Raw genomic sequence first — 12,267 nt, forward strand, 5'->3', positions numbered from 1 at the left:
TCGATGCCGGACAATTGCAGGTCCCGCTGCCGGTTAGGCCGGCCCGAAAACGACCACCGCACCAGCCGCCGGCACGATCCAGGGGCAGGCATAATAATCAGTGATGCGATTGATGATCCCGCCGGCGGCTTCGATCCGAACCGGATGGGCCGGCTTCCAACCGTCTTCGCCATGGTGAAGCACGAGCAGCACCGCCTCGCCATCAATCTCGCCAATCGCTATTTTCCAGGCCGTCGAGGCTCTTTCGTATTCGACGAAGTAAGGTGATTCCGACAGCCTGCCCTTGAAGCAATCCGCAACCCGCAATTGTGCGTCGGCGCTGGTCAACGCCCGTACCCCGTCCCAGTCGCGGCGGTTGAATAGTTCGACATAGCGGCTGAGCAATTCCAGAAGTTCCGGATCGCTTTTGGGCTCCGAACGGACGATTGGCTCGCCCGACAAGGCGGCCAATTTCGAGCGGCCTCGGTTCAACGCAGCCTTGACGCCACCCGCGGTCGAGCCGACGAGATCGGCGATCTCGTCCAGCGAATAGTCGAAGACATCCTTGAGCAGGACGCAGGCGCGCTCCTTGGGCGGCAGGTGGATCACCAGCCGCTCGATGGCGCGATCCGCGCCCTGGCCCGCCGGCTCGACCGGCAGGATGATCTCGTCCTCGGCGAAATTGGCCTCAGCCTGCTGGCGCACCTGCCGGCTTCGCAGGAAATCGATGCAGCGATTATGTGCGATGCGAAACAGCCAGGGGCGAAGAGCACTCGCATCGTCCAGCTTCTCGATCTTCCGATAGGCCTCGAACAGCGCCTCTTGCATCACGTCTTCGGCGTCGAGCGTCGAACCGGTCATGCGTGCGCAGTAGCGGTGCAGCCGTCCACGCAAATGCGCGACCGTCTCCAGGAAGCCGGCGTAGCGGACGTCGAAAAGGCCGGTCGGGTCAAGTCTTGGCTGCATCTTCATGGTACTCGATCACAGCGGGACATAGGTCAGCGTAATGACCCCGTTCTTGAAACGGTGCGTATCTATAAGCTCCAGCTTGACCAGGGACGGGTCGACATCCTGGAAAGCGCGTTTGCCACGGCCGACACGGATCGGCACGATCGAGAGTTGATACTCGTCGACAAGCCTGTTGGCGAGCAGCGTCTGGTCGAGATTGCTCACTCCATACTTCAACATGTTGCCGCCGGCCTGCTGCTTGATCCCAGCGATTTCGGCAGCGACGTCGCCTTCGATCAGAGACGCGTTCCAGCTCACCGCCTTGAGGCTGCGCGACGCGACTAACTTTTTCAGCCCGTTCATGCGGTCCATGTACTTGCTGCCTTTGACCTGCGGCCAGCGCGCCGAAAACATTTCATAGGTGACGCGGCCGAGCAGGAAAAAATCCGCCTCGCCGGCCTTTTCATATGAGTGCTCCTTCATCTCCTCGTCGAAGAAGGGTGACGCCCATTCCATTGGTGCCTCGATGACGCCGTCCAGCGAAATGAAGCTGCCCACGATCAATTTTCTCATCGCGTGTCTCCGGTTGCGCAACAGGCATCCGTGAGACCCAAGAACCGGCGAAAACGAAACGGCCCGATGGATAACCACAGGATGCAGTGTCTAAGACGTTCCCGGTTCGACTTTGGATACGCGCGAGGATCGTTTGAGTTAATAGAGTGGCTTGGCCATGTGCCGGGGCGTCGGCCACTCCGTCGTAATCCCCGGCTGCACCGGCCGCTCGAGATAGGTCGAGAGCACGACGTAGCTTCGCGTCGAGGTGACGCCGGGTGTTTCGTAGAGGCGCGACAGCAGGCCCTCGAGCGCCCGCGTGTCCTCGGTGCGGACCTTGATCAGCATGCATGTGTCGCCGGCCACCGAATGGATCTCCTCGACTTCGGGGTGTTCGGAGATTGCCATCAGCTCGGGCGTCTTTCCCCACCCCTTGGTGTCGATATGGACGAAGGCAAGCAGCGGCTTGTGCACCGCCTTGGGATCGATGATGACCGCGGTGTTGCGGATGGCGCCGCTGCGCCGCAGGCGCTTGACGCGTTCATGGGCTGCCGGCGGTGAAAGGCCGACGCGGTCGCCGAGCTCGGCATAGCTGATCGTGGCGTCGTCGACCAGAACGCCTAATATTTTTCGGTCGATTGCATCGATATCGCGGGCGGCAGGCCTGTTCTGCGGAATGCCATCTGTTTCTTCATCCATATTAAAATTCCCGATTGATGCAGAATTTAATACGGCCATTATTGCCGTATGTCGAACAGTGATCAAGTCGCCACATTCGCCGCGGCCCCCAAGCCGCCAATCCCGGCACTCGCCTACCTGCTGACCGGGTGCATTGCCGTGATCGGCTCGAACTCGCTGGTGCTCAGTCCGATCGCACCGGCTGTGGCCGCGTCCTTCGGCACAAGCGTGCCGGCGGTCATGACAGCGTCCGCTGCCTTCGGGCTCGGTACGTCGGCAAGCGCCTTGTTCCTGGCGCGTTATATCGATCGGCTTGGCGCCCGCCGCATGCTGCAAGGGGCGTTGCTGCTGCTGGCGATAGCGCTCGTCGCCAGCGCCGCTGCGCCGACAGTGACGGCGCTGGTCGCGGCCCAGCTTCTCGCCGGCATCGCAGCAGGTGTCGCCATGCCGGCAATCTATGCCAGCTCCGCCGCGATTGCGCCGCCCGGTCGTGAAAGCGGCACCATAGGCGTCGTGCTGACCGGCTGGACGCTGAGCATGGTCGCCGGGGTTTCGCTGTCGGCCGTGCTTGCCGATCTGGTGCATTGGCGCGCCGTTTTCGCGGCGGTCGCGGTGCTCGCAGCACTCGCATTGGCCAGCCTGTCTCTGACGTCGCTCAGCGATGTCAGGAAGAGCGGTTCGGCTCCGACGCCACTGGGCGCTTTGGCCGTTCCCGGCATAGTGCCGCTTCTGGTTGCCTGCGCCGCCTTCATGACCGCGTTCTACGGTGTCTATGGCTATCTTGGCGATCACCTTCACAACGGCTTGGGACGGCCGGTCAGTGCAAATGGGCTTGCCGCGCTCGCCTATGGCGCCGGCTTTGGTGCGGCGGCACTTCTTGACGGCGTTATCGACCGCCTGGGCGCGCGGCGTGTCATGCCATTTGCCTATCTGCTTGTCGCGGCCGTCTATGTAGTGCTTGCCGCGGCAAGCAGTAGTTTTCATCTGACCATAGCGATGATAGCCGTCTGGGGCCTTGCCAATCATTTCGGGCTGAACGTCCTGGTGATGCGCCTGTCGGCGCTCGACCCTGCGCGCCGCGGCACGATCATGGGTTTGAACAGCGCGGTGACCTATCTTGCGGTGTTCGTCGGCACCACGGCGTTCGGACCGCTCTATTCCACGTTCGGTTTTGCAGCATCGGCGGTGGTTGCAGCTTTGCTCATGCTGATCGCTGCTGCGGCAGCGGCGTGGCGTTCGCCGAAGCTATAGCGCAGCAAGGCTTGCGTCTCGGTCCGGTCCTTCGATAGATGCTCGTTGGATGGACAATACAACGCTTGAGACAACCGCCGATCCCTTGCCGCACGAGCTCGCTTTTCTTGGAGAGCGGCTTACGGCGTTCAACGACAGCGATGTCGGCGCCTCCGGCAGGAAGACATTGGCCGTGTTCGTCCGCGATGAGCGCGGCGCTATTGTCGCCGGCATCTCGGGATACACCGCCTGGGGCTGGCTCTATGTGCAATGGCTCTGGGTCGATGAAAAACTGCGCGGCCAGCGCATGGCCGGCACGATGCTCGAGGCGGCCGAGATGGAGGCGATCGCCCGCGGCTGTCACGGCGCCTGGATCGACACGTTCAATCCCAAGGCTGCCAAGGCCTATGAGCGCCAGGGCTATCTGCCCTTCGGCGTGCTTGCCGATTTCCCCATTGGCCGCAGCCGTATCTTCCTGCAGAAGAAATTGTCGGCTTAGTTAGCCGGCAAGGCGTCCGCCGCGCATCGGCTGGGGCACTCCGGTCGTACTGGGGAAGCTGATCGGCAAGCCCCTGAGCACGCGCACTGCCAGGAAGGCAAAGCACTCCGCCTCCACCGCATCCCCCTTCCAGCCCATCGCCTCGGCCGGCACGGCGTCGACACCGGCGCGGCTGGCAACCATGGCCATGATCGTCGGGTTGTGGCGACCGCCGCCGCTGACCACCAGCCGCTTCGGCCGGTGTGGCAGAAGATCGAGCGCCTTGCCGACGGCGGCCGCGGTGAAGGCCGTCAGCAGGGCTGCGCCATCCTCGGCATTCATCCCGTCCGCCATAGAGGCGCCGAAATCGAACCGGTCCAGCGATTTTGGATAGGGCTTGGTCAAATACGGGTGCTGCAGGAGCTTGGCCAACCGTGCCTCGTCGACCGTCCCGGCGCGGGCAAGGGCGCCGTCGCGGTCCATTTCGCCGAGCCCCTTCGACTTGATGAAATCGTTCAGCGGTGCATTGGCCGGCCCGGTGTCGAAGGCAACGACATTGTCCTTGCCGTCCCACCAAGTGATGTTGGCGACGCCGCCGAGATTGAGCACCGCTGTGTCGCCGCTAGCGTCGGCTTCGCGCAGCAGCGCGGCGTGATAGGCGGCCGACAGCGGCGCGCCCTGGCCGCCGGCGCGCATGTCGGCCGAGCGGAAGTCATAGGCGACCTTGGTGCCCAGGATGGCATGCATCAGCTCGCCATCGCCGAGCTGGCGGGTCTGGCCAAGCCGGCCGGCTTGCGGGGCACGGTGCAGCACGGTCTGGCCGTGGAAGCCGACGACGCCGATGTCGGCCATGGTCAGGCCGTGGCTTTCGACAAGATCCTTGACCGCCGCAGACTGCGCACGCGTCAGCGCCTCTTCGGCCTCGCGGAAGATTGCCGGTTCCGGCCCGGTGAAATTCCAGCTCCTTGCCTGGCCAAGCGTCTCTTCCAGCAAGGTCCGGATCGACTGCGGGTAGGGGGCCAGCGTGTAGGTGCCGAAATCCGCGATCCGTTCGCCGTCGGTCTTGATCAGCGCGACGTCGATATTGCCGTCCAGCACGGTGCCGGTCATTAGGCCAACGGCCCACATTGGTTCGCCATTTTTCGGATTCATGATTGTCAGGCTCCATTGACGAGATCGCCGACCGATTGCCGTAGCGCTGCGATCCCGCTGTTGAAATGACGTGTCGGATGGATCCGGTTGGTGAGCAAGGTCCACGCTCTGCCTTTGTCGAAGTCGACCCAAAGCCCGGTGCCGGTGAAGCCGGTATGCCCGATGGTTTCGGGGCTGCACAGCCCGCCGCCGGACCAGCCTTCGTAGGGTCGCTCCCAGCCATGGGTGCGGGTTGCCGACAAGGGCGTGCGCATCAGCGCTATCGAACGCTGCGACGCGCCGGTCCCGTCGAGCAGCCCTCGCGCAAAGTCGAGGACCGAAGCTGCCGTTCCGAACAGCCCGGCGTGAGCGGCCCCTTGCAATGCCGAGCAATTGTCGTCGTGGACCTCGCCTGACAGCACGCGATGGCGCCATGTGCAGTCTTCGGTCGCCGCCGCTCGATCCGGTTCGGCGGAGAACGCGAAGCCCGGGCCGGGATCCATGTCGCGAATGGTCTTGCCGGACAGGCGCTCCAGCACAAAGCCGAGCAGGATGAAGTTGATATCGGAATAGACTGGCTCCCCAGCCTGCCATTCGCGCTGCAGGATGAAGGCGCGCAGCAGCTCGGGGTCACGCCCATAGGTGTAGATCGGCGCGACGGCGGGAAACGGCGTCTGATGGCCGAGACACTGGCGAAACGTCACCTTCCGTTCCCAGGCTTTTTCGTCATATTGGCGCAGGTCGGGTAGGACCGAGATCAGCGGTGCGTCGAGATCGATGACCCCTTCTTCCGCCAGCGCCAGGATTCGCGGCGTGGTGAAGATGACTTTGGTCAGCGACGCCAGATCGAACCATGTTTCGGCATGCATCGGCCGCACCTTCGGCACGCGCTGAGCCGAGCCGATTGCTCGGACGATGCGTTCGCCGTCCCGGTCGACTATGCCGAGCACGCCGCCTGGAATGCGCGATGCAGCCACGGCCGCTTCGAGCGGGGCGAATGCGCGGTCGAAGATATCATGGTCGATCATTGCGGCCTCCGTCTGAAAGGCAGCGAGGGGCTGTCCGTCTGACTCTGCATGCTTTCGGGTGATAATCATCACACGTCCACCCGTGCTCTATGATCCGGCCCGAATTGCTGCCAATTGGCCGGGCCCGGCTCAAATCCCAGCGGACGCACGAGCGAGGGGACCTGGCGCGTGTCGAGCTCGAAACGTTCATGCCGCCGGTCTATGGTGGGAACGGCCGCGATAAGCTGTTTGGTATAGGAGTGCTTCGGCTCCGAGAGCACCGATCTGGCATCGCCGATCTCGACGATCTGGCCGGCATAGATGACCGCGATGCGATGGGCGATCCGCTCGACGATAGCCATGTCATGCGAGATGAACAGATAGGCCAGCCCGAATTCACGCTGCAGCTCGATCAAGAGCTCCAGCACCCTGGTCTGCACCGACACATCGAGCGCCGAAACCGCTTCGTCGAGGACGACAACCGAAGGATTGAGCATCAGCGCGCGAGCGATGCACAGGCGTTGCCGCTGGCCGCCGGAGAATTCGTGCGGATAGCGCTGCAGGCTGTTTTCCGGAAGGCCGACGCGTTTCAACAGCGCGGCCATTTTCGCCCGCGTTTCAACAGTTATCCGTCCGCCGGTGGCGATCACCGGCTCTGCGAGGATGCTTTCGATGGTCAGTCTGGGATTGAGCGAGCCATAGGGATTCTGGAACACCATCTGCACGGGAAGGGCGCTCTGCCCGGCGGCGGCCTTGCGCGCGCTGGCCGAGATTGTGCCGCGCGTCGAGCGCACCAGCCCCAGAATCGCACGGGCGGTGGTGGACTTTCCGGAACCGCTCTCGCCGACGACCGCCAATGTCTCGCCCGGCATCAGCTCGAAATCCACACCGTCCACTGCGTGCACGGCACCGGTGACACGGCTGAAAAATCCAGCCTTGACCGGAAATCGCACTACGAGGCCATCGACCTTCAGCGCCGGCTCGGTAGCTGTTTGCTTTTCGCGTTGCGCGTCCCTGCGTGTCGCACTGCCGCTGGCGAAATGCGGCACCGCATGTAGCAGATGCCGCGTATAGGGATGCCGCGGATCGTCCAATATTTGGTTCAGCGCGCCCTGCTCGACAGCTTCTCCGCTTTGCATCACCATCACCTTGTCGGCGATGCCCGCAACCAGACCGATGTCGTGGGTGATGAAGATCATCGACATCCCGGTTTCCTGCTTCAACTCGGCGAGCAGCGCCATGATCTGCGCCTGCACCGTAACATCCAGCGCCGTCGTTGGCTCGTCGGCAATGAGCAGGCGCGGGTTGCACGCGAGCGTCATGGCGATCATCACCCGCTGCAGCATGCCGCCCGAAAGCTGGTTGGGCGTGTATTTCAGCCGCCGTGCAGCGTCGGGAATACGCACGCGGTCGAGCGCGTCCTTGGCCGCCGCCGTCGCTTGCCGACCGGTCAGGCCGCGATGCAGGCGAAACGATTCCTCGATCTGCCTGCCGATGGTCAGCACCGGATTGAGCGAGCTCATCGGCTCCTGGAAGATCATGCCGATTTCGCCGCCGCGGATCTTCGTCAGTTGCGGCTCGGCCGCGGCGGTCAGGTCGAAAATGCTGTTGTCGGCCCGTCTCAGCTTGATCGAGCCCGCGGTGATGCGGCCGCCGCCATAATCGACGAGGCGATTGATCGACAGCGCGGTGACCGACTTGCCCGAACCGCTTTCGCCGACGATAGCCAGCGTTTCGCCATCGGCGAGCTCGAAGCTGACGCCGCGCACGACCTCATTGGCTTTCGGGTTGCGGCCGAAGCCGACGCGCAATCCGCTGACGGACAGCAGCGGGATCATGCGATCGATCTCCGCATCTTCGGGTCGAGGACATCGCGCAACGCATCGCCGAGCAGGTTGAAACCGAGGATGCTGATCATGATCGCCACCCCCGGGAAGATCATCAGCCAGGGAGCTGTCTCCATCAGATTGCGGCTGTCGCTCAGCATCAGGCCGAGCGACGCGGCGGGCGGCTGCGTGCCGAGCCCGAGGAAGCTTAAGCCGGCTTCGGTCAGCAGTGCCCAGGCCAGCGCCAGCGTCACCTGAACCGTCAGTGGCGCCACCAGATTGAGCAGCAGATGCCGTGTTACGATATAGCCCGCACTGCTGCCGAACGTGCGGGCCGCGTCGACGAACTCGCGCGCCTTGAGCGACAGAGCCGGACCTCGCACGACGCGCGTGAAGATCGGCGTGTAGACGATGGCGATGGCAATGACGCTGGTCGAGGTTCCCGGTCCCGCAACCGCGACGATCAGCAGCGCCAGCAGGATCGCCGGGAACGCCAGCAGAACGTCCATGATGCGCATCACCAGGCCGTCCCAGCGGCGCCCGAACCAAGCTGCCGCCAGCCCGAGCACGGTGCCGGCCAGTGTCGCGAAGGCGACCGAAAAGAAGGCCACGATGAAGGACTGGCCGATCCCGGTCATCAGCCGACTTGCTACATCGCGGCCGAACAGGTCCGTGCCCATCCAGTAGGTGCCGTCAGGCGCATGCAGCCGCTCGACCCGGTGCTGCGTCAGCGGATTGTCCGGCGTCAGTCCCAGCATGCCAAGCATGGCAAGCAGCAGATAAAGCGCAACGATGGCACCGCCGATGCGGCCGCTGGTGTGCGCAAGTATAGCCCGCAATGTCGCCATCAGTGCTCGCTTAGCCGAATACGCGGGTCGAGCGCGACATAGGCGAGGTCGACGAGGAGATTGACGATCATGAAGTTGAAGGCGATGAACAGCACGCTTCCCTGCACCAGCGCGTAGTCGCGCTGCAGGATGGCATCCAGCACCATGCGGCCGAGACCGGGCAGTGCATAGATCTGCTCGACGATGACTGCTCCGCCCAGGAGATAGCCGAACTCTATGCCGCTCAGCGTCACGACCGGGATGAGCGCGTTGGGCAAAGCATGCCGCCAGATGACGTCGCGCGCCGAAACGCCCTTGCTGCGCGCCGTCCTGACATAATCGTCGCTGAGCACATCGAGCATCGCCGAACGGGATATACGGGTCACCGAAGCCGCGAAGGCAAAACCGAGCGTCACGGCGGGCAGCAACAGCTGGCCGAGATTGCGCAGCGGATCCTGCCACAGCGGCGAAAACTCACCCATCGCCGGCAAAACGCCAAACCCCGCCGACAGCGTGTAGATGATCAGCAGGGCAAGGACGAAGTTCGGCGTCGACTGCCCGATCATTGCGACAACGCGCACGCCGAGGTCGGACAGCTTTTCATTATGAGTGGCGGCAAAGATCCCGGCCGGCATGCCGACACCCAGGGCGATGACCATCGACAGCAGGGCGAGCTCCAACGTTAGCGGGAAACGCTCGAGGATGACGTCGAGCACCGGCCTGCCATAGGTGGACGAAATGCCGAGGTTACCTTGGAAAAGACCAAGCAGCCAGCGCCAGTACTGGATGAACCAGGGCTGGTCGATGCCGAAATAAGCTGCAAGCGCATCGCGCTGCTGCGGCGTCAGCAGGCCGGCTTCGGTCCCCAGCATTGCCGTGATCGAATCGCCCGGAACCATCCGGATCGCCAGGAACACCACGATGGACACGCCAAGCAGGACGAGAGGGAAGGTCGCCAGTCGCCGCATCAGATAGTTCACGCGAAGAATGTCCTCTCGTCCGGCATCGAAGCAGCTACTGGATCGTCACCTTGGCGAGGCCGAACAGCGAACCTGTCGGCACCGGTTCGAATCCTGCGATATTCTTCTGCTGTGCCGTGTAGCTGTAGGACGTGTAGAGCCAGATCCAGGGCGACATCTCAGTGATGTGCTTCTCGAAGTCGGCGAAGATCGCTTTGCGTGCTGCCGGGTCGGTCTCGGTGCGGCCCTTCTGCATAAGGCTGTCCAGCGTGTCGTCGATATAGTTCGCCACCTTCTGCAGATTGCCCGTCTTGGTCCAGTAGCGGTTGTACATAGTGTAGGGATCGGCCCTGCCGCCGTTCAGCGCGACGGCCATGTCGAAATCGCCCTTCAGCCAGGCGTCGACATAGACGTTGAGCTCCATCATCTTGATATCGAGCTTCACGCCGATTTCTGCGAGTTGCGACTGGATGACCTGGGCTTCCGCCGCTGCCGTCGGCGGCTCGCCGGTGGCGCCGATCACGGTCGCCGAAAAGCCGTCGGCATAGCCGGCTTCGGCCATCAACTGCTTGGCCTTCTCAATGTCGCGCTTGTAGCAGAACAACTGGTTCGGATCGGTCGCCAGCGCCGGGATGGTCAGCGGGCCGGTAACCTTGCCTTCGCCGAGCGAGGCGGTGTCCAGCACTTCCTGCCGGTCGATGGCGCAGGAGAGCGCCTGACGCACCTTGAGTTCGGTCATCGGCTTGCGGGAAGGATTGAGCTGCAGCACGTGATAGGCAAGCACCGGCACGCGGTTCAACTGCAGGCTGGCTTCCTTGGGCACCAGCGTGGCGACAAGCGGATCGTTGAGCAAGGCAAAATCGATCTGCTTGGTGCGCATCGCTGCCAGGATCGCCGTCTCGTCCGGCAGCACGCTGATCTCGATGCCGTCGACACCGGTCGTGCCGCCCGCCCAATCCTTGTTGGCGACAAGCACTTCCTTGGAATTCGGATCCCATTTCTCGAGCTTGAACGGACCCGAGCCGATCGTCGTCGTGCCGATCGAGCCCGCCGTGATTTCGCTTGCCGGGACGATCGCGGCATTGACGTCGCTCATCGCCGTCAGGATCGGCACATCCGGCTGCGAGAGGTGGAACACGACGGTGGCTGGATCGGGCGTGTCGATGCTGGCGATCGAGAGAAAGTTGGCGCGCGCGGCCGCGCCCGTCTTCTCGTCGAGTATGCGCTCGAACGATGCCTTGACGTCGGCCGAGGTCACGGCGGCGCCGTTCTGGAATTTTGCTTTCGGATTGAGCTTGAAACTCAACTCCTTGCCGTCCGGCGAGAACTGCCATGAATCGGCAATCGCGGGCGCGATTTGCAGGTTTGCGTCGAGCCGCACCAGTGGCTCATAAATCAGCTCCAGCAGCCGCAGTGAGGAGAATGCCGTCTGCTTGTGGGGATCAAGACCGGTGGCGTCCTGCGACCACGCCATATGCAGCGTCGCCGCGCTCGCCTGCACCGGTAGCGCGGCGATGCCAACCATTGCCGCGAGCGTCATGCCGGAAAGCAGTTTCTTGCCAATGTGCCGTACCATTGTCGTCTCCCATTATTGTTAGACCAGATGCCTTGCAGTTCCCCGGACCGCTTCAAAGGGACACACGCCCCGGAACATCGGCCCAGTATCCATGCGGTCTTACACCGTCTTTTCGCCTATCGCCTTGCGCAGGAAACCTCCCGCGTTGGCAAGCGCCTTACGTGCTTCTTCGACGCCCACGCCGGTGATCGTCACCAGGATTGCCAGTTTTACATCATTGCCGGTCTGATCGAGTGCCTGTCGTGCCTGCTGCGCCGCGCAGCCGGTCGTCTGCATCACGATCATGATCGCCCTGGCGACAAGCTTCTTGTTGCTCGGATTGAGGTCAACCATCAGGTTCTGATAGCTCTTGCCGATGCGGATCATGCTGGCGGTAGACAGCATGTTGAGCACCAGCTTTTGCGCGGTTCCCGATTTCAGCCGGGTCGAGCCGGTGAGAACCTCCGGGCCAACCACCGGAGAGATGGCAATATCGGCAATGCCGGCAATGGTCGATCGAGGATTGCAGGACAGCGCCACGGTGGTGGCTCCCACCTCCTTGGCATAGGTCAAGCCGCCGATGACATAGGGTGTGCGTCCGCTGACAGCGATGCCGACCACCACGTCGCCGGCGGTCAGCTTGATGTCCTGCAGCGCCTTTATTCCCTGTTTCCGATCGTCCTCGGCGCCTTCCGCAGAGTGCATCAGCGCGTCGACGCCGCCGGCGATCAGGCCCACCACCATGTCCTCGGGTACGCCGAAGGTCGGCGGACATTCCGAGGCGTCGAGGACGCCGAGCCGGCCGCTGGTGCCGGCGCCCATATAGACAAGGCGTGCCCCCTTCTGGAACGCACTCACGATCCGGTCCACGGCCGCAGCAATATCGGGGATGACCTTCTCGACGGCTGCCGCAACGCCTTTGTCCTCGTCATTGATCTTGCGCAGCACCTCGAGGGTCGGCAACAGATCGATGTCCATCGTCTTTGGGTTCCGGTCCTCGGAAACCAGCCGCTCCAGCTCCGACATCAACCCTTGTTCGACCACTTCGCTTACTTTCAAGTGCGACTGCGAGCAGGACTGTGATGCCCGCGGTAAGC

General features: G+C 63.0%; 12 protein-coding genes. 2 read left to right on the plus strand and 10 right to left on the minus strand.

The genetic code is table 11. The features are described from left to right. Positions 1-33: 33 nt before the first annotated feature. From NKJ40_RS10340 to NKJ40_RS10350, 3 genes are all read right to left on the minus strand, one after another. Positions 34-951, minus strand: coding sequence for a sigma-70 family RNA polymerase sigma factor (locus NKJ40_RS10340; protein WP_352466000.1), 918 nt, complete (start codon positions 949-951; stop codon positions 34-36). A gap of 9 nt (positions 952-960) precedes the next feature. Then, complete coding sequence (locus NKJ40_RS10345) at positions 961-1,500, minus strand: dihydrofolate reductase family protein (RefSeq protein WP_352466001.1); 540 nt, start codon at positions 1,498-1,500, stop codon at positions 961-963. 138 nt (positions 1,501-1,638) lie between these two features. After that, positions 1,639-2,178, minus strand: coding sequence for an Lrp/AsnC family transcriptional regulator (locus NKJ40_RS10350; RefSeq protein ID WP_352466002.1), 540 nt, complete (start codon positions 2,176-2,178; stop codon positions 1,639-1,641). Positions 2,179-2,226: 48 nt separating this feature from the next. On the opposite strand from NKJ40_RS10350, the gene NKJ40_RS10355 reads away from it, so the two are divergent. Then, on the plus strand, positions 2,227-3,408 hold the full coding sequence (locus NKJ40_RS10355) for an MFS transporter (RefSeq protein ID WP_352466003.1): 1,182 nt from the start codon (positions 2,227-2,229) through the stop codon (positions 3,406-3,408). 49 nt (positions 3,409-3,457) lie between these two features. Beyond that, a complete protein-coding gene (locus tag NKJ40_RS10360) occupies positions 3,458-3,886 on the plus strand; it encodes a GNAT family N-acetyltransferase (RefSeq protein WP_352466004.1) in 429 nt (142 codons plus the stop codon). On the opposite strand, the gene NKJ40_RS10365 is transcribed toward NKJ40_RS10360, so the two are convergent. The 7 genes from NKJ40_RS10365 to murQ all read right to left on the minus strand — a co-directional run bounded on the left by NKJ40_RS10365 (position 3,887) and on the right by murQ (position 12,214). Next, the gene (locus NKJ40_RS10365; RefSeq protein WP_352466005.1) at positions 3,887-5,017 is read right to left on the minus strand and encodes an anhydro-N-acetylmuramic acid kinase; all 1,131 of its coding nucleotides are present in this window, start codon (positions 5,015-5,017) and stop codon (positions 3,887-3,889) included. Positions 5,018-5,022: 5 nt separating this feature from the next. Beyond that, positions 5,023-6,024 (minus strand): serine hydrolase domain-containing protein, encoded by a 1,002-nt coding sequence (locus NKJ40_RS10370; RefSeq protein ID WP_352466006.1) that lies wholly within the window; start codon positions 6,022-6,024, stop codon positions 5,023-5,025. A gap of 68 nt (positions 6,025-6,092) precedes the next feature. Further along, on the minus strand, positions 6,093-7,841 hold the full coding sequence (locus NKJ40_RS10375) for an ABC transporter ATP-binding protein (RefSeq protein WP_352466007.1): 1,749 nt from the start codon (positions 7,839-7,841) through the stop codon (positions 6,093-6,095). Further along, positions 7,838-8,677, minus strand: a complete 840-nt coding sequence (locus tag NKJ40_RS10380) for an ABC transporter permease (RefSeq protein ID WP_352466008.1) — start codon at positions 8,675-8,677, stop codon at positions 7,838-7,840. Before NKJ40_RS10380 ends, NKJ40_RS10375 begins: the two co-directional genes overlap by 4 nt. Next, a complete protein-coding gene (locus tag NKJ40_RS10385; RefSeq protein WP_352466009.1) occupies positions 8,677-9,636 on the minus strand; it encodes an ABC transporter permease in 960 nt (319 codons plus the stop codon). The genes NKJ40_RS10380 and NKJ40_RS10385 overlap by 1 nt, the downstream gene beginning before the upstream one ends. Before the next feature lie 34 nt (positions 9,637-9,670). Next, the gene (locus NKJ40_RS10390) at positions 9,671-11,191 is read right to left on the minus strand and encodes an ABC transporter substrate-binding protein (protein ID WP_352466011.1); all 1,521 of its coding nucleotides are present in this window, start codon (positions 11,189-11,191) and stop codon (positions 9,671-9,673) included. Between the two features lie 99 nt (positions 11,192-11,290). After that, positions 11,291-12,214, minus strand: a complete 924-nt coding sequence (murQ, locus tag NKJ40_RS10395; protein ID WP_352466139.1) for an N-acetylmuramic acid 6-phosphate etherase — start codon at positions 12,212-12,214, stop codon at positions 11,291-11,293. Positions 12,215-12,267 lie beyond the last annotated feature (53 nt).

It is taken from the genome of Mesorhizobium sp. M0119, assembly GCF_040322615.1.
Lineage (GTDB): Bacteria > Pseudomonadota > Alphaproteobacteria > Rhizobiales > Rhizobiaceae > Mesorhizobium.

What these genes read in the sequence shown, in the direction of transcription:
- NKJ40_RS10340 (WP_352466000.1), bottom strand. Translation starts at nt 951, where the DNA reads ATGAAGATGCAGCCAAGACTTGACCCGACCGGCCTTTTCGACGTCCGC.
- NKJ40_RS10345 (WP_352466001.1), bottom strand. Translation starts at nt 1,500, where the DNA reads ATGAGAAAATTGATCGTGGGCAGCTTCATTTCGCTGGACGGCGTCATC.
- NKJ40_RS10350 (WP_352466002.1), bottom strand. Translation starts at nt 2,178, where the DNA reads ATGGATGAAGAAACAGATGGCATTCCGCAGAACAGGCCTGCCGCCCGC.
- NKJ40_RS10355 (WP_352466003.1), top strand. Translation starts at nt 2,227, where the DNA reads ATGTCGAACAGTGATCAAGTCGCCACATTCGCCGCGGCCCCCAAGCCG.
- NKJ40_RS10360 (WP_352466004.1), top strand. Translation starts at nt 3,458, where the DNA reads ATGGACAATACAACGCTTGAGACAACCGCCGATCCCTTGCCGCACGAG.
- NKJ40_RS10365 (WP_352466005.1), bottom strand. Translation starts at nt 5,017, where the DNA reads ATGAATCCGAAAAATGGCGAACCAATGTGGGCCGTTGGCCTAATGACC.
- NKJ40_RS10370 (WP_352466006.1), bottom strand. Translation starts at nt 6,024, where the DNA reads ATGATCGACCATGATATCTTCGACCGCGCATTCGCCCCGCTCGAAGCG.
- NKJ40_RS10375 (WP_352466007.1), bottom strand. Translation starts at nt 7,841, where the DNA reads ATGATCCCGCTGCTGTCCGTCAGCGGATTGCGCGTCGGCTTCGGCCGC.
- NKJ40_RS10380 (WP_352466008.1), bottom strand. Translation starts at nt 8,677, where the DNA reads ATGGCGACATTGCGGGCTATACTTGCGCACACCAGCGGCCGCATCGGC.
- NKJ40_RS10390 (WP_352466011.1), bottom strand. Translation starts at nt 11,191, where the DNA reads ATGGTACGGCACATTGGCAAGAAACTGCTTTCCGGCATGACGCTCGCG.